The following is a 21,357-nucleotide window of genomic DNA, read 5'->3' as shown; positions in this document are numbered from 1 at the left end:
TTGATTAGATTATTTGGTCTTTGCAATTTAAGAATTTGATTTTATATCAACAGGTAACACTTCTGCTATCGGGTGAAATAAATAAATCCTTTGAGTCTTAACTTCTAGACATTTGTATCTTTTTCTCAGCCTCTCCAGTTTTTGGAAAACCCGACCGTTTTTGATACTGAAGTAACTGTTAAATTCAATCGTGTCAATCGTTACCATCTCACTCTCCGACTTGTCATACGATTTCAGAACCTTATATAAAGTTAAATCCGTACAACTTGATGCAGCTGGATTGCTCATATATTTGGTCAATGCAAAATGGATGTCTTCCGGAAATAAGTTCAGTTTGATAAATGGGTCCATCAAACTTTTAAAATTATTCTTCCATTCCAAACCATGAGGTTTGACCTTATTCTTGTGCAATTGCCAAGTCTTCAGATGTGCAAACTCATGTACCGTCGTAATAAGAAATGAATACGGATTCAAATCATGATTGATCGTGATCTGATGGGGTTCGTTTTTAAATGGAGAACGGTAATCTCCCAGTTTAGATGCCCTGGAACGAGTTACCTTAAACCTACAGCCGGTATCATTGATCCATTCGGAAATAATAGGAGCGGCGGTAGATGGAATATACTTACTTAACTGTTTGCTAAAATCCGGCATGAAATACAAACATATCAGTTTTTTGGAGAATTTATAATATTAAGAGCTTAATTTTAGCTTGGATGCAGAATTATTTATATTTGATGAATAACAATCCATTCTATTTGCTTTCAGCTCAAAAAGATTGGATTGCTAATCAGAAAAGATCGGATGTTAAGCAAACTACAGATAAAAAACTATGCATTGATTGATGCATTAGATATAAATTTCGACGAAAAACTCAATATTATAACAGGTGAAACCGGAGCTGGTAAATCCATTATTATGGGTGCATTGGGGTTGATCCTTGGAAATAGAGCAGAAAGCAAGCATTTCTTTGATGAATCCAGGAAGTGTATCATCGAAGGCCATTTCTTTATCAAGGGACTATAATCTTCAGGATCTATTCAACTCCTTAGATTTAGATTATGAAGACACAAGTCTGATCCGTAGAGAACTTCATGCAGATGGTAAATCCAGAGCTTTTGTCAATGATACGCCGGTAACTTTACAAACTTTAAAAGTCCTAGGTGAAAAATTGATTGATATCCATTCCCAGCATGCTACGCTGCAAATCAATACTGAATCATTTCAACTACTTGTTTTAGATACAGTTGCTCAAAATCAATCTTTTGTTATTTGACTATAAAAAGAAATACCAAGAATATAAAAAAGCAATTTCTGAATTGAAAAATTTTGGAAGAAGACCTTCAAAAAGCAAGGTTAGAATCTGATTACCAACAATTTGTGTTCAATGAATTGGACCATGCTAATTTGCAGGAAACTGAGCAGGAGGATTTGGAAGCAGAACAGTCCCAATTGGGAGAACGCTGAGGAAATCAAAAGACACTTCCATGCAGCAAGTTCACAACTTCAAGACGGAGAAATCAATGTCCTGGATAGCCTAAAACAAGTGCATACATCATTGCAGAATGGAGTTCGATATCTTCCATCATCAGAATCTTTGGTTGATCGTCTTCAAAGCACGCTCATTGAACTAAAGGATTTAAGTGCTGAGGTTGAACAAGTAGCTGATAGTGTCATGATGGATGAAGAAAGGGGCTGACTTTGGTCAATGACAGGTTGTCTATTCTATATGATTTACAGAAGAAACATCGTGTAGCGACAGTAAAAGAATTATTGGATCTTAAGGCTGAGCTCGAAAATAAGCTCCAAGCCACTGATTCCCAAGAGGAACAAATTGAACTGCTTAAAACTAAGATTGAAAAATTGCTTCAGGAAATTTCTAAGCAAGCAGAACTCTTGGACCAAAAATAGAACCAAGGGCCACTAAAGTAGTTGAAAAAGAAGTACAGGATGTTTTGGCTAGGGGTAGGAATGCCACATGCCCAATTAAAAGTTGAAATGTCAACATTGAAAGATTTCAAATCTACAGGCCAAAAATGAAGTGTCATTTTTGTTTTCGGCAAATAAAGGTCAGTCTATGCAACCTATCCATAAGGTCGCATCCGGCGGTGAGCTTTCAAGGGTGATGTTGGCAATAAAATCTTTGGTGGCAAAGACATCAGCATTACCAACCATCATATTTGATGAGATCGACACAGGTATTTCTGGGGAGGTCGCACTGAGAGTAGGGGAGTTGATGGAAGAACTGGCAGAAAACATGCAGGTAATTAGCATTACGCATTTACCTCAAATAGCATCCCAAGGTAATAGCCACTTTAAAGTTTATAAAGAAGATAAAGGAAATAAGACAAAATCCAATATGTGCTGATGAATACTGAGGAAAGGGTCTTGGAAATAGCACAAATGCTGAGTGGGGCCAATCCTGAAGATACGGCAATTCAACATGCTAAAGAAATGCTGAAATAAAATGCCTGGAATAAAAGAGAGTCGCTAGCTAAAAAAATAAGATTTTTAATACATTAAGCTTAATAAGGAAAGCTTAGTAATAAAAGAATCTCAAACTAAAAAAACAGGTCCCTGAGCGCAGTCGAAGGGCCTGTTTTTTTTAGTTTCTTTAGTTTCCTATTTCAGCATCGGTTAACACAATCTTAACCCGCATGGCTTTTGGAGCTTGATTCAAATTATCAAGATCAACTGCATAAAGTATAACTTCTCCAATTTTATAAGAAGCATTGTATCCATGACCGTTAATTCCTTCTGAAGGAATATTATGAAAAGTGCCTTTCTGATCCTCAAATTGGATTGCAACACTCACTTCTCCATCTTCATAATATTGTTGATCCAATTCTGGAACAGGAATAACCGCAGTAAAATTGTTTCGTTCATTTCTAGTCCAATCACCTGATGCTAATGGTTCATAGTAACTGACCCCTGGAAGATAATTTGTTACATATTCCTTAGTACAAGAACTCAAACCTACTAGAGAGGCTGTCCCAATAGCTAATGCTAATAAAATTTTTTTCATGTGTGGTAATGTTATTAGTAAATAATTTCGTTTTTTCTTATTCTTATATATAAAGACGTATAAGATTGAAGAAAGTTTAAAATCTATTACAAAATCATTGCCACTTTTACCATTTTCAATAAAACTTTACCTTTATAGAACTATTGTTTAATGTTTTTCAATCGATTAACTGAAAAAATTCGAATAGCATTTCCTTCTTTTGTCAATAGCTTTTTCGTCCTTAAAATCAGCCAACATCCTGCTAATAGTTTCATTTGCCGTACCTGCTAAAGCTGCTAAATCATCCCTTGAAATCTTAATAGTTACCTCATCAACTTCCGTTGTCGATTTTTCCGCCAACATTAACCAATGCATTGGCAACACGTTTTTCTTACAGAATCATATGCAAAGCCTAACATTTGCTCTTCTTTTTCACGAATGTTCTGCGAAAGAACTTTGATCAACTTCGAAGCAATCCCAGGTTTTTTATAAAGTAGCTCAAAAAAATTATCCTTGTGTATCAAAGCTATTTCAGCATCCTCCAAGGTCGCTGAATTATCTCCGTATTTATCATTCAACAATACGGACTCAAGACCAAAGAATTGACTCTCAACATAAATATTGGTAGACAATTCTCTCCCATCTTTATAGTTCAAGAAGCTACGTACTTTACCTTTTTTGATATAATATACATACACCGGTGTATCGCCAGCTTCATAGATGGTTTGCTTCTTCTTGATGTTCTTAATTCTACCATGGTCTGCTAAATCTTGTAATAGATAAGCCTGCTCTTGTTCATCCAAACGAAGGCTGTCCATACTAGGCTCCGTTTTTACCTGAATTTGAGCACGTTTTTTAAAACGACTTTCGATAGCATTTAGCAATTCCATGTCGTCAAATGGCTTAGTTAAATAGTCATCGGCTCCCATTTCCATAGCTTTCCTTAGATCGGCTTTTTCAGCTTTCGCCGTTAAGAATATAAACGGAATCTGCTGTGTGTTCTCATGTTTACTTAACATATAGAGTACACCATAACCATCCAGCTCAGGCATCATAATGTCACAAAGAATCAAATCAGGCTTGTGCTTGATAGCCATGTCCACGCCGGTTTTGCCTTCCTCGGCTACTAAAACAGAATATTCTCCCGTTAATTCCAATATTTCAGCAGTGCTCTCACGAATGTCACTGTTATCTTCAATGATTAATATCTTTCTTTTTTCCATTACTCTTGGATAAAAAACATCTTAAAAATAGCTCCTTGATTTACTTCAGACCAATATTCCAATCGACCACCCATCAACTCAACATAACGTTTGACAATATTCAATCCCAATCCCGTACCTGGAATATTTCCAGTATTGTTCGCACGGAAGAATGGCTCAAATAGATTCTCTTGCTCCTCCAATGGAATTCCAATACCATTATCCTTCACAGTTACCAATAATTGATTTCTGCCAATCTGAGTGTTGAACTCAATAAACGTGTCCTCTCCTGAATATTTAATAGCATTTGAAACCAAATTGATAATGCTGTTTTTCAAAAGGTTAGGATCTATAAAAAATCCGGATTCCTCGCCAGTGTGTTGGTAAACAATATGTTGGTTCTTTTTACAGATCAATTGCATCTCCTCCGCAATCTCCTCACCAAGGTGAACAATATTTGTCTCTGCTTTATTAACCACGACAACCCCAGCCTCTAATTTCTCCAGATTCAAAAAGTCATTCAAAATAGTGTTCAGTAACTGAACGGAACTTTTGATCCTGCTCGTATGTTTTTCAATCGGGGCATATTCAGCTTTGTCAACATATCGGTCAATAAGGGAAGCTGATAATTGAACGGAGCTCAATGGCGTCCTGAATTCATGGGAAGCCATAGAAACAAAACGAGATTTAAGTTGACTCAATTCCTTCTCCTTTTCCAGAGAAACACTGACATCTGCCTTGGCACGCTCTAGTTCTGAAACAAGCTTAATCAGATCCTTTGTTCTTTCCCGCACCTTCAGCTCCAGCTCTTGGGTATGCTTTTTCAATTCATTTTCCGCTTGCTTCTCTTTGGTTAGGTCATGGACAAAACCAGTGAATATCTTACGGTCTTTATAAAAAACTTCACTAACAGCTAGACGAAAAGGAAATGTAGAACCATCCTTTTTTAAGTCCTCTGACCTCTCGACAATTCCTATGATTCGCTTTCTCCCAGTTTCTTCATAATTGGAAATATACCGGTCGTGGTTAGAGCGGTCAGGTTCTGGCATCAATACAGAGATGTTTTTACCCACCACTTCTTCTGCCTCATACCCGAATAACTCCAGAGCTGCCGGATTGATGCTCTCGACAATACCATGGTTATCGATAGTAATAATACCATCTATGGCATTCTCGATAATGGCTTCTAATAGTCTAGCTGATTCTAACACGGTGATTATTTAACTAATTTTTTGTACTTAATTCTTTTTGGACCCACATCACCAAGGCGTTTCTTACGGTTTTCCTCATATTCAGTGTAGTTCCCTTCAAAGAAATAGACCTGTGAATCCCCTTCAAATGCCAAAATATGTGTACAGATCCTGTTCAAGAACCAACGGTCGTGGGAAATAATTACAGCACATCCGCCAAAATTCTCTAAACCCTCTTCTAATGCACGTAAAGTATTCACATCAATATCATTCGTCGGCTCATCCAGTAACAATACGTTTGATCCTTTTTTCAATGTAATCGCTAAATGAACACGATTCCGCTCTCCTCCTGATAATACACCTACTTTTTTCTGTTGATCAGCTCCATTGAAATTGAACTTAGAAACATAAGCCCTAGAATTCATCGATTTATTGCCTAGCATAATATTTTCATTACCACCGGTAATATTTTCCCAAACAGTTTTGTTTGGATCCAGGTCGTCATGCATTTGGTCTACATAGCCCAATGCAACGGTTTCACCAACTCGGAAAGTTCCCGAATCAGGTTGTTCTTGACCTGTGATCAATCTAAATAAAGTCGTTTTACCTGCGCCATTTGGACCAATGATACCCACGATACCAGCAGGAGGTAGGGAGAAGCTTAAGTTTTCGAATAAAATACGATCACCATAAGCTTTGCTTACATCCGTGGCTTCGATAACCACATTTCCCAATCGTGGTCCTGGTGGAATAAATAGCTCTAATTTTTCTTCTCGTTCCTTAGTTTCCTCAGAAGCTAATTTTTCATAGTTATGCAAACGAGCCTTAGATTTGGCATGTCTAGCTTTTGGAGCCATTTTCACCCATTCCAACTCGCGTTCTAAGGTCTTTTGGCGTTTACTTTCAGTCTTTTCTTCTTGCGCTAAGCGTTTCGCTTTTTGATCCAACCAGGATGAGTAGTTCCCTTTCCATGGAATTCCTTCCCCGCGGTCAAGCTCTAAGATCCAACCGGCAACATTATCCAAGAAATATCGGTCGTGGGTAACGGCAATTACGGTTCCCTTATATTGTTGTAGGTGTTGTTCTAACCAGTCAATGGATTCGGCATCCAAGTGGTTGGTAGGTTCATCTAATAATAAAACGTCAGGTTCTTGTAATAAAAGTCGACACATTGCTACCCGTCTACGCTCACCTCCTGACAAATTGGCAATCAAAGCGTCAGGCTCCGGACATCTTAACGCGTCCATCGCTCGCTCTAATTTACTGTCTAATTCCCAAGCATTTGTCGCATCTATAATATCTTGTAATTCACCTTGTCTAGATAAAAGTTTATCCATTTCATCTGGATTCTCGTAAACTTCTGGTAGGCCGAATTTTTCGTTTATTTCTTCGTATTCTTTTAGAATAGATGTTGTTTCTGCAACACCCTCTTCCACGATTTCTTTTACCGTCTTGCTAGGGTCTAATTCAGGCTCCTGAGCCAAATAACCCACAGAATAGCCCGGTGAGAATACCACTTCACCTTGGTACGATTTGTCAAGCCCAGCGATAATCTTTAATAAGGAAGATTTACCCGAACCATTTAAACCAATTACACCGATTTTCGCTCCATAGAAAAAAGATAGGTAAATGTTCTTAAGTACTTGTTTGGATGGGGGATAAATTTTGTTTACCCCAGCCATTGAGAAGATAATTTTTTCGTCCGACATAGGTTCTATGAAAGTTTGTTTATAGTTTTTACACAAAGATAATGTAATTACTGACAAATTGATAGTTTTTAGCGCGGTGGCGCAATTGTTGATAAAAAATATTTATAACAAATGGGTGTGAAGTGTATTTTTATTACATTTATACTGTTGATCACCCGAATTTAATTGAGAAAGGAATTTAATGGAAGCAAAATTTTCACCCCGAGTTAAAGATGTTATCTCCTATAGTCGCGAAGAAGCATTGCGCTTACGTCACGATTATATCGGTACCGAACATCTATTGCTGGGATTAATACGTGAGGGCGATGGAGTGGCAATTAAGGTATTGAAAAATATCGGCGTTGACATGGGCGCAGTACGCCAGTCGGTGGAGGATGCTGTGAAAGGTTCTTCCGTTTCACGATCCCCAATCAGTAACATGCCTCTGACCAAACAAGCCGAAAAGGTCTTGAAAATTACTTATTTGGAAGCTAAAATCTTTAAAAGTGATATTATTGGAACCGAGCATTTATTGTTAGCGATTCTACGCGATGAAGAAAACATCGCATCACAAATCTTACAGCAATTCAATGTTTCATATAACGTGTTCAAATCTGAAGTCGAACAAAATGCTACTGGCATAACGGATGAAGCTTCTAACACCCCTTCTGGTGGTGAAGATGAATACGCTGATGAAGATTCACAATTTTCATCCCCTAAGAAAGTATCTGACATTAAATCTAAAACCCCGGTTTTGGATAACTTCGGACGAGACTTGACTAAAGCCGCAGAAGAAGGAAAATTGGATCCTATCGTAGGGCGTGAAAAAGAAATCGAAAGGGTTTCGCAGATTCTTTCGCGTAGAAAGAAGAACAACCCTATTTTAATTGGTGAACCTGGTGTAGGTAAATCAGCAATCGCTGAAGGTCTTGCATTAAGAATCATCCAAAGAAAAGTTTCTAGAGTGCTCTTCAACAAACGTGTCGTTACTTTAGACCTGGCATCATTGGTAGCCGGAACTAAATATAGAGGACAGTTTGAGGAACGTATGAAAGCAGTTATGAATGAATTGGAGAAATCACCAGATGTAATCTTATTTATTGATGAGATACATACTATCGTAGGTGCTGGTGGTGCATCTGGTTCGTTAGATGCTTCAAACATGTTCAAACCTGCTTTGGCACGTGGAGAAATCCAATGTATTGGTGCAACAACTCTTGATGAGTACCGCCAATATATTGAGAAAGACGGTGCTTTGGACCGTCGTTTCCAAAAAGTTACTGTAGAACCAACTTCAATCGATGATACGATCGAAATCCTTAACCGTATCAAAGATAAATATGAAGAACATCACAACGTAACTTATACTCCTGAAGCTATTGATGCTTGTGTGTCCCTAAACCACAAGATATATCACAGACAGATTCTTGCCAGATAAAGCAATCGATGCTTTGGATGAATCAGGATCTCGTGTACACTTGAACAATATCCATGTTCCGCAGAGCATCATCGATATCGAAGAGAAAATCGAAGAAGTAAAAGTGGAGAAAAACAAGGTTGTTCGTAGCCAGAAGTATGAAGAAGCAGCTAAACTTCGTGACACTGAAAAGAAATTGATCGAAGAACTTGAAAAAGAAAAAGCAGCTTGGGAAGCGGAAACCAAAACGAAACGCTATACAGTAACAGAAGATAATGTTGCTGAAGTTGTTTCAATGATGACCGGTATTCCTGTTCAACGTGTTAGCCAATCTGACAGCCAGAAATTATTGAACATGGGTGATTCCATGAAAGGAAGAATCATTGGTCAAGATGACGCTGTTCAAAAATTGGTGAAAGCAATTCAACGTACTCGTGCTGGACTAAAAGACCCTAAAAAACCTATTGGATCATTTATATTCCTAGGTCCTACAGGGGTGGGTAAAACAGAATTAGCTAAAGAGCTTGCTCGTTTTATGTTTGATTCTGAAGATGCATTGATCCAGATCGACATGAGTGAGTATATGGAGAAATTTGCCGTATCTCGTTTAGTAGGTGCGCCTCCAGGATACGTTGGTTATGAAGAAGGTGGTCAGTTGACCGAAAAAGTACGCCGTAAACCATACGCTGTTGTATTGTTGGATGAGATCGAAAAAGCTCACCCTGATGTATTCAACTTGTTATTACAAGTTTTGGATGAAGGACAATTAACAGATAGTCTTGGACGCAAGGTAGACTTTAGGAATACGATCATTATCATGACTTCGAATATTGGTGCCCGTCAATTGAAAGAATTTGGACAAGGTGTAGGATTTACTACGGCTGCCAAAGAAAATCAAGCTGACTCGCATTCAAGAGGAGTGATCGAAACAGCATTGAAACGTGCGTTCGCTCCAGAATTCTTGAACCGTATCGATGATGTAATCGTATTCAACTCATTAACAAAAGAGCATATCTTCAAGATTATTGATATCGAACTTAAGATCATTGTTTGCTCGTATCGAAGGACTAGGTCACAAAATAAACTTGACCGAAACTGCCAAAAACTACATTGCTGAAAAAGGCTATGACAGTAACTTTGGTGCAAGACCTTTGAAACGTGCCATCCAGAAATACCTAGAAGATCCAATTGCCGAGGAAATCCTGAAAGGAGAACTTAAGTCCGGCGAGACCATCTTGGTAGACTATGACGATGACAAAAAAGAAATTGTCGTCTCGGCCGCTAAAGACCAAAAAAGACGATGACTCTTCACTGGCATCAGATGTCAAGAACAACAAGAAAAAAGATTAAAATTTAAAAAAGCTGCTTGGTTTCCCAAGCAGCTTTTTTAGTATTTAGTAGAGAGTATTTAGTATTTAGACGACTATATAGTTTCAAACACCGCCAGACCTAAACTTTAAACACTTACACATTTTAGACACCGATCTCTTAACGAAGCCGGAAGCCGGTCGCTGAGCGGAGCCGAAGCGCAGGCTAACGCACAAGTCCATCCGAAGGCATGTCTCCCCTCAGCCGAAGGCAAGGCCACCTAGCCTAAGAGTCGATGATAATTCAAAGCCGACTTCCGCTCATTTCCAGTGGCGGAAGAATGGATAAAATGCCGCGGCATTTGAGGGGTGGCCTTGCCCTTTCGCCGTGGCTGGTGTCTCCACCAGCCACTGAAAATCAATTATCTCCTCCAAAGAGATAATTTATTAGAACGGCATCCTCGGCAATAAGGCATTTTGTCCATGAGCGTTGGAATTGCGCGACAAGCCACCTTAAATGAGCAAGCGTTTTGGTTACTTTTGCGCCTCAAAAGTAACTGCACCTCTGCCATGGAATGGCTAATAGTAATTTGTGTTAATTAGATTAGGACTTTCCAGCGCATTGCCTAACGCTAAAAACTTGAGCACACTTAGCTGAAGATGGTTGGTGGGGACACCAACCATGGCGTCCTTCTGCGCCTCAAAAGTAACTGCACCTCTGCCATGGATGGCAAACCCATCTTGCTAATCTCTTCCCAACGTGATTTATATCACTTTCTGCCATGATGCAGTTCATTCATTACCCACCATTTATACTCTACTTTTGGGATTATAAACTACTTTACTTAGGGATGAGAGTGATTGCATACAACATTTTGGGTCCGGAGAAGGAGCACCTCGCCAAGGCTAATGGGAAGGTTCATGATTTAACTCTGATATCTAACGAGTTGAATTTTAGCACGATGCATTATGCGATTGGAAAGGAAGCTGTGATTATTTCCGACCGGGATGTGCTGGATAGAGTAATGTTATTTGAACTCTTCAATATTGGTATACGAAATATCGTAACCCGTTCAAGATCCACTGAACATATTGACCTAGATTATGCCGGAGAATTGAAAATACATGTTGCAAATGTCCCATTCGAAACTTCTTTGCAAGGTGTAGCCAAGCAGACTATCATGAACTCACACAATGGATGGTGGGAGGCTGTGCAGGGGAAGCTTGCCAATGTAGAATGGATTGCAAAAACAAGGTTAATTTAAGACAATATGGAAACGGAGACTCTAAACAAACTGATCAACAAATATAATGTAGCGGCACCACGCTATACCAGTTATCCAACTGTACCTTTTTGGGAAAATGAACTCTTCAATGTCAATGATTGGACAGAGAGGGTTGCCTTGAACTTTTCTAAATCTAAAGATCAAGGAATCAGCATTTACGTGCACCTCCCATATTGCGAAAGTTTATGTACCTATTGTGGATGTAATACCCGAATTACTAAAAACCATCAGGTAGAGGATCCTTATATTACATCGCTATTGAAAGAATGGCAGATGTATAAGGAGATCCTGAAGGAAGAAAAATTGAAGATCGCCGAAATCCACTTAGGTGGAGGTACACCAACTTTTTTTACAGCAGAGAATTTACATCGCTTGATCTCCGGTTTATTGGATGGAAATGAAAAAACTGAAGGCGCGTCATTTTCTTTTGAAGCCCACCCAGCTAATACTACATACGAACATTTAAAAACTTTATTTGATTTAGGATTCAAAAGATTAAGCTTAGGGATTCAAGATTTTGATGAAAGAGTGCAATTCATTATCAACAGGCACCAGACTGTTGATGATGTCGCCCGTGTGATGGAGGATGCTAGGGGATTGGGCTATGAATCCATTAACTTTGACCTTATATATGGATTGCCATTACAAACAGCTGAATCTGTAAGGATGACCATCGAAAAATCAATGGAATTAAATCCAGATCGGATTTCATTTTACAGCTATGCACATGTGCCTTGGATTAAACCTGGTCAAAGAAGATTTACCGAACACGACCTTCCAGTAGGCGAAGAAAAGTTAAACCTATATAAATTAGGAAAACAAATGATTCAGGACTGCGGTTACAAAGATGTAGGTATGGATCACTTTGCCAAAACAGACGATGCTCTTTACTTAGCTTCGATGGATGGTACGCTGCACCGGAATTTCATGGGCTATGCAGATCGTTATACTCCATTATTGATAGGCTTGGGAGTATCTTCCATTTCAGATGCATGGACTGCCTTTGCACAGAATGTAAAAACAGTAGAGGAATATCATGAGCTGATCGGTAAGGGTATACTCCCAGTAGTGAAAGGGCATATATTGAATGACGAAGATATTGTGTTAAGGCAATATATCCTGGATATGATGTGTAGAGGAAAGGTTGTTTTAAAAGAAGGGTTCGAATTGAATGAAAAGATTATGGATCGTTTAGTACCTTTAATAAATGACCAATTGGTAGAAGCTAATGAAAATATAATTCAAATCACTGAAATAGGGAAGTCATTCTTAAGAAATGTTTGTATGGCTTTTGATGAGAGACTGCAACAAACAAAAGAAAGAGAAAACTTATTTAGTCAAGCAATTTAATTCCATATAACATGTCAACAAAAGGGGAATTACAATTAAAAACTTCTTGTTATCACTGTGGTGATCCTGTAGAAGATTCTGCATATATATTGGAAGACCACCGTTTTTGTTGCCTTGGTTGCCAGACAGTATATCAGATACTGAATGACAACAATATGGCTAGTTATTATAAGTACAACAGTCATCCAGGAAAATCTCAAAAAGCTCAAAAAGAAGATCTGTCATACCTTGATGAACCTAATATTATTGCCAAATTGGTAGATTATCAAGATGATGAATTGGCAATTATAACTTTTTATGTTCCTGCCATTCATTGCAGTTCATGTATTTGGTTATTGGAGCATCTTTATAAATTACATCCAGGGGTTAAAACCTCTCAGGTAGATTTTATGAAGAAGCAGGCGAGCATTACCTTCAAGAAAAATGAAATCAGCTTGCGTGAGTTGGTGGAATTGCTGCACAAGATTGGCTATGATCCTAAGATAACCCTTCAAGATGTAGTCAAGGAAGGAAAGAAAATCAATCAGAGCAAATTGATCGCTAAAATCACAGTTGCGGGATTCTGTTTTGGCAACTCCATGATGATTTCATTTCCTGAGTATTTTGGAATGGCAGAATTTGAACGCCAATATTCCAATTTCTTTGGATATATGAACCTCGCGTTTGGATTGCCGGTATTGCTGTACAGTGCATCAGATTATTTTAAATCCGCTTGGTTAAGTCTAAACAGAAAAGGCTCAACCTAGATGTGCCGTTGGCACTGGGGATTTTCGTGCTGTTTTTTAGATCTGCATATGAAATTCTTTCACAGACAGGAGCAGGGTTTATGGATACCTTATGTAGTTTGGTCTTCTTTATCCTGATCGGAAAATATGTACAACAGAGAACTTATTATCATATTTCATTTGAGAGAGATTATCGCTCCTATTTTCCTGTTGCAGTCACCGTATTGGAAGATGAATCAGCTAAGCCTACCCAGATTGCAGATCTGCAGGTTGGCGATAGAATATTGGTCAGAAACAATGAGATCATCCCTGCGGATGCAATTCTATTAAAAGGAAATGCATCGGTAGACTTCAGCTTTGTAACAGGTGAAAGTAAACCTGTAGAAAAAGTTCTTGGTGAAGTTGTGTATGCTGGTGGTAGACAAATGGGGGAGGCCATCGAACTCGAAGTAGTGAAAGCTGTCTCCCAAAGTTATTTGACAAAACTTTGGAACAATGATAGCTTCAAACAATATGAGAAGAAATTCGACACCTTCGTAGGTTATATCAGTAAATATTTCACCATAGGTTTGCTTTTGATAGCATTTTCTGCTTGTGCATTTTGGTGGATGGGCGGAAATCCAGACAAGGCCTGGGGGGCATTTACCGCAGTATTGATTATTGCTTGTCCATGTGCCTTGGCATTGAGCTCTCCATTTACACTTTCTGCAGCACTGAGTATTTTCGACAAGAATAAACTCTATATAAAAAATACTGCAGCAATTGAACAGATGGCGGCAATCGATACAGTTGTTTTCGATAAAACTGGAACCATATCATCGCCAAATGCTTCTAGTATGTATTTTGAGGGTAACCTGAATACTATGGAACGCAATTTATTGGCCTCCCTATGTAGAAATTCAAACCACCCGCTGAGCAGAGAAATTCTGAAATGGTTGGGAAATGTTGATATGATAGCTATCTCGGGATATCAAGAAGTGGTAGGTAGAGGACAGTCAGGACGTTATTTGGATTATAGCATTCGTGTTGGTAGTGCTTCTTATGTCCATACAGATAAAGTAGATCTGGAAGGTTCTGTCGTTTATGTAAAGATAAATGATAATCTTAAGGGATATTTTACTTTAGAACAATCTTGGCGATCTGGACTGAATGAAGTAATCAATGAGTTAAAATCTGAAGATTATGATTTGCACCTTATTTCGGGTGACAATGAGCGCCGTGCAGATGCGCTGAGAATGATTTTCCCTTCCAAAAGCATATTTACTGTTTAACCAAACGCCATCAGAGAAATTGAACAGGATTTCTGATTGGCAGAACCATGGTAAAAAAGTATGTATGTTAGGTGATGGCCTTAATGATGCCGGTGCCTTGAGAAAAGCAGATTTGGGAATAGCGGTATCCGACGATATCAATAATTTTTCACCGGGTTGTGATGCTATCTTAGATGGTGAGGCATTTTATAAATTGCCGAAATTCTTTGAATTCAGTAAAGATGCAGTGAAAGTAATTAAAATGTCCTTTGTTATTTCATTGCTCTATAATATAGTAGGATTAAGCTTTGCAGTTCAAGGTACAATGTCACCCTTGTTTGCAGCTATTTTAATGCCTATCAGTACCGTTACGATTATATCATTTACAAGTTTAATGACTCGATGGTATGCAAAACGGAGAAAATTAATTTAACTTTATATCATGAACATCATATTTTTCTTAATCGGTTGTAGCGTACTCATTGCGTTGTTCTTTTTGGGGGCCTTTTTTTGGGCAAGCAAGAATGGACAACATGAAGATACCTATACACCTTCTGTAAGAATTTTGTTTGACGACGAACCATCAGAACCAGAACCGAACTCTGAAAAAGTGGCTTCAAAAAACTAAAATCACAGTTTTTTTACATTTATAATACCTTTTTGCACAAGGGCTTCCTTATCTTTGTGCCGTATGTTTCGACTATTGCATTTCTTGGCACTCTTCGGTTACCTCAATGTTCTTTGCTTGGAGGTAAAGTCTTTTGACTTGTTCGGAAGCTCGGCTGTTGTAGCCAATGAAACACTAGTTGAAATAGTATTGGAAGATGTCCTAGACCTAACTCACACTGACAATTCAGAAACTCTTCCAAAAATTATCTTCGATGAATATCGAATTTTTTCCCTAATCCTAGGTTTATTGCCCTTAGTTTTAGTTTTCACATGGTTGATCTCTAGAATCTCAAGGCTAATTACCACCATCAAACATCCTTTTTATCTATCCAAGACTATATGCCTCCCTGGCTATTACCAATTCTTGTATAGATACCGCCCATTCTAAAAAAAATGCTTTTACGCTTCTTAGGCAAGAAGTGATGGCTTTGCTATGCATATAGCTGAGCTAAATACACTATTGTATTCTATTTTATTTATATACCACATTTATTTTTGCTATGAAAAACAAAACATACTACTTCCGGTAGTAGGTTGTGCACTATTTGTTGCGTCTTGTACTGCAACAAGCAACGAAAAAACAACGGCCGAGGCGCCAAAAGTCGTACCTGTAACTAATCTGGTCCAATTGGACACAGTAGTCTACAAAGAATATATCGCAGATATTCAGTCCCAACGAAACGTAGAATTGCGCTCTCGTTTAGTTGGCTTTTTGGACAGGATCTTTGTCGATGAGGGTGCTTTTGTAAAAAAAGGCCAGGTCCTGTTCTCTTTGGTAGCCGATGAATATCGCGCTGACCTTGCCCAAGCACAGGCTGCAGTAAGCAGTGCTGAAGCAGAAGTTAAAAAAGTAGAATTGGAAATGGAAAGAACCCAAAAATTGGTTCAAAAAAAATATCGTAAGTTCTACAGAATATGATTTGTTGAAGGTACAGCATCGTGCAGCAAGGGCAAAGGTCGGTGAAGCTGAGGCTGTTTTGAACCAAGCGAGAACGCGTATGGCAAACACTCAAATCCGCGCACCTTTTGATGGAAGAATTGATAGGATTCAACTGAAAGAAGGGTCTTTGTTGGAAGAAGGTTCTTTATTGACTACCATCGCCGACATAAACAATATGAATGTTTACTTTGATATCTCAGAACAAGAATACTTGGGAATTGCTTCTGATTCGTCATTCAACAGGAATAATTTCAAAAAAGAAGTGCAATTGATCTTGGCCAATGGATTTCTTTATCCAACAAAGGGCATTGCTGAAATCGTGGAAAGTGGATTTGAAGCAAGTACAGGTTCAATATCCTTGAGAGCTAGATTCCAAAACCCACAAGGATTATTAAAACACGGTGCAACAGGAAGGATCGGTGTGCCTGTTCAGACCGGAGACTTATTGTTAGTGCACCAAAAATCAGTTTTTGAAATCCAGGATAAAGCATATGTATATACCTTAAAAGGTGACACTGTTAAAATGACTCCTTTTCAATCTGGCCAACGTGTTGGACATTATTATGTAGTTGAAAACGGATTGCCAGCAGATTCTAAGGTGGTTTACGAAGGTGCTAAAACACTTCGTGATGGGATGGTTATTCAACCAAAAATGGTTAAAAACTAAGGAGGGAGAAGCCATACATGTTTGAAAAATTTATTAAGAGGCCAGTGCTATCATTGGTCATCTCGATCTTTATTACCCTTTTGGGTGTCTTGGCATTGTTCACCCTTGCCCATCACCCAGTTCCCTGATATCGTACCTCCATCTGTCGTGGTAACAGCAAACTATACTGGTGCGAATGCCGAAGTAAGTACAAATGCTGTAGCTATCCCATTGGAAAAAGCTATTAATGGGGTAGCAGGGATGACCTACATGAGTTCAGTGTCTACCAATAATGGTAACACGTTGATTCAGGTCTTCTTTGAAGTGGGTACAGACCCAGATATTGCTGCGGTAAACGTGCAGAACAGGGTAACAACCGTATTGGACGAATTACCTGAAGAAGTTATCAAAGCTGGTGTAACCACAGAAAAAGAAGTGAACAGTATGTTGATGTATCTGAATTTGTATACAGATGACGAGACTGCTGACGAAAGATTTATATACAACTTTACCGATATCAACATCCTTAAGGAATTAAAACGTATCGAAGGAGTTGGATTTGCACAGATCATGGGAATGAAGGATTATGCAATGCGTATCTGGGTTAAGCCAGATCGATTATCTGCATATTCCATATCCACAGAGGAATTAGTTACTGCATTACGTAGACAGAATATCGAAGCGGCACCTGGTCAGACAGGGATCAGCTCGGATAAAACAGTCAACATGCAGCAATATGTACTCCGTTATCCTGGTAAATTTACAGAGATCAGCGAATATGAAAATATTCCAATCCGTGCCAATGTTGATGGGTCCATTATTCGTGTAAAAGATATTGCAGATGTAGAATTTGGATCCTTGGATTATGAGATGGTTTCAAAAACAGATGGTAGACCTTCTGCTTCAATTATGATCAAGCAGCTGCCAGGTTCAAATGCTCAGGAAGTAATCCAACGTGTGAAGGACCGAATGGCAGAATTAAAAGATGCTACCTTCCCTCCTGGAATGACCTATACGATGGGCTATGATGTTTCTCGTTTCTTGAATGCGTCTATTTCCAGTGTATTGGTGACTTTAGTGGAAGCCTTTATCTTGGTATTTTTGGTCGTTTTTATTTTCCTTCAGGATTTTAGAGCAACCATTATTCCAATCCTTGCCGTACCGGTGTGTTTGATCGGTTCGCTATTCTTTATGCAGATGATGGGTTTCTCCATCAATCTATTGACTTTATTCGCACTCGTCTTAGCCATAGGTATTGTCGTCGACAACGGTATTGTCGTCGTCGAGGCCGTGTATGCCAAGATGGAGGAAGAACATCTTTCTCCTATGGAAGCTACATTGGCCGCAATGGATGAAGTAGGGTCGGCAGTAATTGCTATTACGTTGGTAATGTCAGCGGTATTTGTACCTGTTGCTTTCCTTTCGGGACCTGTGGGTATTTTCTATAGACAGTTCTCGTTGACACTTGCTGCTGCAATTGTGATTTCAGGTATCAACGCATTGACATTGACACCAGCACTTTGTGCCATTATCCTTCGTTCACCACATGATAAAAAACCCGGAAACGGACTGTTGGACCGCTTCTTTAGAGGTTTTAACAAAGTATATGATAGAATTTCTGGAGGGTACAAAGGATTGCTCTCAAAGATTGCAGGTCGTCGCATAATTACTTTATTAGGGTTAGTTATTATGTTCATTGCAACTTGGGGTTCCGCAGCAATCCTACCTTCCGGATTTATTCCAACTGAAGATCAGGGTATGATCTATGTTGCTGTAACTACGCCGCCGGGTGCTACAGTAGACCGTACTGAAGCAGTTCTAAATGAAGTGGATGCCATTTCTAGAGAGCTGGATATGGTAGAGACTGTATCTATCTTAGCAGGTTATAGTATCGTGACGGAAGTATCTGGTGCATCCTACGGTATGGGTATGATCAACCTGAAACAATGGGATGAACGTAAAGAATCTGTAGATGATGTCATGAAAATCCTTCGTGAGCGAACTGCTCATATTGCTGATGCTGAAATTGAATTTTTCCCGCCACCAACGGTGCCAGGATTCGGTAACTCATCAGGATTTGAGTTGAGGCTTTTGGATAGATCCGGAAATGAAGATTTAGCTCAAACAAACGAAGTCGTAAATGAATTTATTTCAAAACTTACCGAAGACGAAGTTATTGAAAGTGCAAGTACGACTTTCGATGTAAACTTCCCTCAATATATGCTGAAGATCGACTATGACCTTGCAGCAAAGAAAGGTATCTCTGTAGAGAATTCCATGAATACCTTACAGACCTTATTGGGTAGTTTGTATGCTACCAACTTTATTCGCTATGGTCAAATGTACAAGGTGATGGTGCAGTCTGATGCATTTGCAAGGCAGCGTCCTGAAGATGTATTGAACCTATATGTTAAGACTGAAGAAGGGGAGATGGTTCCTTACTCATCTTTTATGACGATGGAACGAGTTTATGGTCCGGAGCAGATCACACGTTATAATATGTTTACTTCGGCGATGATCACTGGTCAGGCTGCGCCTGGATTCAGTTCGGGGCAAGCTATTGAAGCAGTTGAAAGAATATCCGCTGAATTACCTCAAGGCTATGCTATAGAGTGGTCTGGTATGACACGCGAGCAAAAGATTTCCGGTAATCAAGCTGCCTATATTTTCCTGCTTTGTTTGGTCTTTGTGTATTTGCTTTTGGCTGCGCAATACGAAAGTTTCTTATTGCCAATGCCGGTTCTTTTATGTTTGCCAGCAGGACTGTTCGGTGCATTCTTGTTCCTAAAAGTCTTCGGGCTGGAGAACAATATCTACGCGCAGGTATCCCTGGTCATGCTGATCGGTTTATTGGGTAAGAACGCAATCCTTATTGTTGAATATGCTAACCTAAAACGAAAACAGGGCATGGATGTGTTAACTGCTTCTATTGAAGGTGCTGTTGCGCGTTTACGTCCGATTCTGATGACTTCATTTGCATTTGCTGCAGGTTTGATCCCGTTGATGCTGGCAAGTGGAGCAGGGGCAATCGGTAATAGAACCATTGGTTCTGCGGCTGTAGGAGGTATGGTTATCGGTACTATCATCGGTGTAATCGTTATTCCGGGTTTAGTAGTACTTTTCTCAAAACGTGAAAAGAAAAAGAAAATCAAGCAAGCCAGTAAAGTAGCAGTTGTTTCTGTAATTCTTTTGTTCCTTGTGGCTTCTTGTTCGGTTCCAAAAACAGCAGCGCAGAAAGAAATCTCGCCTGAACTCGGTAGCCAAACTGAGCAGGTTTTGAACGATACAAACTCTATCGCGACCTTACCTTGGAAAGAAGTGTTTACAGATTCACAGCTGATCTCATTGATCGATTCTGCGATGCTGTACAATATGGATGTTCGCCAAGCAATCCACCGGATCGAAATGGCACAAGCTAATTTTAGGTTCCGTAAATCGGCATTGTATCCATCCTTGGATGCTGCGGTAGAAGGTGGCTTGAGGAAATACGGCCATTATACGGAATCCGGAATAGGTAATTATGACTCTAATTTTTCCGAAAACTTAACCGACGACGAGAAACTCCCTGAACCTTTTGTCCCTGATTACTTTGTGGGCGTTCGTTCTTCTTGGGAGCTTGATTTATGGGGCAAGCTGAGGAACCGTAGAGAAGCAGCATTCTTGCAGTTGATGTCTGAAAGTGAGCTGAAGCGACTGATTGAGACCGAGCTGATTTCTAGTATGGCCTCTGCTTACTACGAATTGATCAGCCTGGATGAGAAAGTTAAAGTCTATGGAGAGAATATCAAACTCCATGAACGTGCTCTTGAAATTATTGAAGCTCAAAAGGAAGCCGGTCGTGCTGATGAATTGGCAGTGCAGCAGTTTAAGTCGCTCCTGTCGGAGTCCAAAGCTAACCGTGCTCATGCCGAACAAGAAATATTGGCCTATGAACACCAGATCAATACGCTGTTGGGCCGAGTGTATCAGCCAATTGCCAGAAGCAGCAATGTCATTGGTTCGGAAATGCTGTTCCAGGACTTGTCTGTTGGTAATCTTGATGACCTTTTGAATAATCGTTTGGATATCCGCAAAGCTGGTATGGACATGAAAGCCGATTATCATGAATTGGAATCTTCACGTTTGGCATTCTTGCCTACGGTTGCCATTAGCCCCCATTTAGGTCTGCAGTCCTTTAGTCTCGACAAGCTATTCAGTCTGGACAAGTCAGTGACTTATGGTCTGTTCGGAGGGATTACGATGCCAATCTTTAGGCAAAGAGAATTGAAGTCGGAATATGAACGCATGAAAGCGTCCTACGGCATCAGTTTCTTGGAATATGAAAAAACGGTCTTAAATGCGGTCAATGAAGTTTCCTTGGCATTGACAACACAGGATGCCATTGAAAACCGTTCGGTACATGTGAAAGACCAAGTTGTAGCACTTGAATCTTCTATTGGTGCTGCAGAAGAATTGTTTATAGCAGGACGGGTCACCTACCTGGACATCATCACAGCGCAAAAAGGGTTGATCGAAGCACAGGTCACTGATGTGGAAATCAATAAAGAGAAAATGCTTAATCAAGTTGTTCTCTATAAAGCCCTTGGTGGTGGATGGCAATAAATGGGTAAATAAAATAGATGGAATGGGAGAGCTTAGCTCTCCCATTTTTTTTGACCGGGCATTCTCAAAACTCAGCACTCT

General features: G+C 39.4%; 21 protein-coding genes and 1 pseudogene. 16 read left to right on the top strand and 6 right to left on the bottom strand.

The features are described 5' to 3' along the window. Window positions 1–27: 27 nt before the first annotated feature. Window positions 28–654 carry a sprT domain-containing protein gene (locus tag FGL31_RS14515; RefSeq protein ID WP_138092465.1) on the bottom strand — a complete coding sequence of 209 codons (627 nt, stop codon included), beginning with the start codon at window positions 652–654 and terminating at the stop codon, window positions 28–30. A gap of 129 nt (window positions 655–783) precedes the next feature. On the opposite strand from FGL31_RS14515, the gene FGL31_RS25895 reads away from it, so the two are divergent. From FGL31_RS25895 to FGL31_RS25875, 5 genes are all read left to right on the top strand, one after another. Next, on the top strand, window positions 784–1,026 hold the full coding sequence (locus tag FGL31_RS25895; protein ID WP_232046779.1) for an AAA family ATPase: 243 nt from the start codon (window positions 784–786) through the stop codon (window positions 1,024–1,026). Further along, window positions 974–1,276 (top strand): hypothetical protein, encoded by a 303-nt coding sequence (locus FGL31_RS25890; RefSeq protein WP_232046778.1) that lies wholly within the window; start codon window positions 974–976, stop codon window positions 1,274–1,276. The genes FGL31_RS25895 and FGL31_RS25890 overlap by 53 nt, the downstream gene beginning before the upstream one ends. 111 nt (window positions 1,277–1,387) lie before the next feature. After that, a complete protein-coding gene (locus FGL31_RS25885; protein ID WP_232046777.1) occupies window positions 1,388–1,699 on the top strand; it encodes a hypothetical protein in 312 nt (103 codons plus the stop codon). Between the two features lie 2 nt (window positions 1,700–1,701). Further along, window positions 1,702–1,911, top strand: a complete 210-nt coding sequence (locus FGL31_RS25880; protein WP_232046776.1) for a hypothetical protein — start codon at window positions 1,702–1,704, stop codon at window positions 1,909–1,911. Window positions 1,912–2,050: 139 nt separating this feature from the next. Next, on the top strand, window positions 2,051–2,368 hold the full coding sequence (locus FGL31_RS25875; RefSeq protein WP_232046775.1) for a hypothetical protein: 318 nt from the start codon (window positions 2,051–2,053) through the stop codon (window positions 2,366–2,368). A 246-nt stretch (window positions 2,369–2,614) separates the two neighbouring features. Here FGL31_RS25875 and FGL31_RS14505 read toward each other — a convergent pair whose 3' ends face one another. The 5 genes from FGL31_RS14505 to ettA form a co-directional block, all read right to left on the bottom strand. Further along, entirely contained in the window at window positions 2,615–3,025 is a 411-nt protein-coding gene (locus FGL31_RS14505; RefSeq protein ID WP_138092463.1) for a hypothetical protein, read from the bottom strand. A gap of 165 nt (window positions 3,026–3,190) precedes the next feature. Further along, window positions 3,191–3,379 (bottom strand): helix-turn-helix domain-containing protein, encoded by a 189-nt coding sequence (locus FGL31_RS25870; protein ID WP_232046774.1) that lies wholly within the window; start codon window positions 3,377–3,379, stop codon window positions 3,191–3,193. Continuing rightward, on the bottom strand, window positions 3,367–4,227 hold the full coding sequence (locus tag FGL31_RS14500; protein ID WP_232046773.1) for a response regulator: 861 nt from the start codon (window positions 4,225–4,227) through the stop codon (window positions 3,367–3,369). The genes FGL31_RS25870 and FGL31_RS14500 overlap by 13 nt, the downstream gene beginning before the upstream one ends. Then, the gene (locus tag FGL31_RS14495) at window positions 4,227–5,417 is read right to left on the bottom strand and encodes a PAS domain-containing sensor histidine kinase (protein ID WP_138092460.1); all 1,191 of its coding nucleotides are present in this window, start codon (window positions 5,415–5,417) and stop codon (window positions 4,227–4,229) included. Before FGL31_RS14495 ends, FGL31_RS14500 begins: the two co-directional genes overlap by 1 nt. A gap of 5 nt (window positions 5,418–5,422) precedes the next feature. After that, complete coding sequence (gene ettA / locus FGL31_RS14490) at window positions 5,423–7,105, bottom strand: energy-dependent translational throttle protein EttA (protein ID WP_138092456.1); 1,683 nt, start codon at window positions 7,103–7,105, stop codon at window positions 5,423–5,425. Window positions 7,106–7,286: 181 nt separating this feature from the next. Here ettA and FGL31_RS14485 point away from each other — a divergent pair. The 11 genes and pseudogenes from FGL31_RS14485 to FGL31_RS14450 all read left to right on the top strand — a co-directional run bounded on the left by FGL31_RS14485 (window position 7,287) and on the right by FGL31_RS14450 (window position 21,276). After that, window positions 7,287–9,805, top strand: a pseudogene (locus FGL31_RS14485) (ATP-dependent Clp protease ATP-binding subunit). Window positions 9,806–10,590: 785 nt separating this feature from the next. Further along, complete coding sequence (locus FGL31_RS14480; RefSeq protein WP_232046772.1) at window positions 10,591–11,073, top strand: Rossmann-fold NAD(P)-binding domain-containing protein; 483 nt, start codon at window positions 10,591–10,593, stop codon at window positions 11,071–11,073. A 6-nt stretch (window positions 11,074–11,079) separates the two neighbouring features. After that, entirely contained in the window at window positions 11,080–12,444 is a 1,365-nt protein-coding gene (gene hemN / locus FGL31_RS14475) for an oxygen-independent coproporphyrinogen III oxidase (RefSeq protein ID WP_099370236.1), read from the top strand. 11 nt (window positions 12,445–12,455) lie between these two features. Then, window positions 12,456–13,190 (top strand): heavy metal translocating P-type ATPase metal-binding domain-containing protein, encoded by a 735-nt coding sequence (locus FGL31_RS29075; protein ID WP_317131025.1) that lies wholly within the window; start codon window positions 12,456–12,458, stop codon window positions 13,188–13,190. After that, window positions 13,157–14,440, top strand: coding sequence for a heavy metal translocating P-type ATPase (locus tag FGL31_RS29070; RefSeq protein WP_317131024.1), 1,284 nt, complete (start codon window positions 13,157–13,159; stop codon window positions 14,438–14,440). Before FGL31_RS29075 ends, FGL31_RS29070 begins: the two co-directional genes overlap by 34 nt. A gap of 19 nt (window positions 14,441–14,459) precedes the next feature. Next, window positions 14,460–14,852, top strand: coding sequence for a hypothetical protein (locus FGL31_RS29065; protein WP_317131023.1), 393 nt, complete (start codon window positions 14,460–14,462; stop codon window positions 14,850–14,852). Window positions 14,853–14,861: 9 nt separating this feature from the next. Continuing rightward, a complete protein-coding gene (ccoS, locus tag FGL31_RS14465; protein WP_099370238.1) occupies window positions 14,862–15,047 on the top strand; it encodes a cbb3-type cytochrome oxidase assembly protein CcoS in 186 nt (61 codons plus the stop codon). A gap of 63 nt (window positions 15,048–15,110) precedes the next feature. Continuing rightward, window positions 15,111–15,476, top strand: coding sequence for a hypothetical protein (locus FGL31_RS14460; protein ID WP_138092454.1), 366 nt, complete (start codon window positions 15,111–15,113; stop codon window positions 15,474–15,476). 45 nt (window positions 15,477–15,521) lie between these two features. Next, window positions 15,522–16,007: an efflux RND transporter periplasmic adaptor subunit gene (locus FGL31_RS25865; protein WP_232046771.1), complete on the top strand. Its 486-nt coding sequence runs from the start codon at window positions 15,522–15,524 to the stop codon at window positions 16,005–16,007. Window positions 16,008–16,011: 4 nt separating this feature from the next. Continuing rightward, window positions 16,012–16,695 (top strand): efflux RND transporter periplasmic adaptor subunit, encoded by a 684-nt coding sequence (locus FGL31_RS25860; protein WP_232046770.1) that lies wholly within the window; start codon window positions 16,012–16,014, stop codon window positions 16,693–16,695. A gap of 84 nt (window positions 16,696–16,779) precedes the next feature. Continuing rightward, entirely contained in the window at window positions 16,780–21,276 is a 4,497-nt protein-coding gene (locus FGL31_RS14450; RefSeq protein ID WP_232046769.1) for an efflux RND transporter permease subunit, read from the top strand. Window positions 21,277–21,357 lie beyond the last annotated feature (81 nt).

Origin of the sequence: Sphingobacterium daejeonense, from assembly GCF_901472535.1 — a bacterium.
In the GTDB taxonomy this organism is placed as follows: Bacteria; Bacteroidota; Bacteroidia; order Sphingobacteriales; family Sphingobacteriaceae; genus Sphingobacterium; species Sphingobacterium daejeonense.
This window is presented reverse-complemented; position numbering and strand designations above follow the sequence as displayed.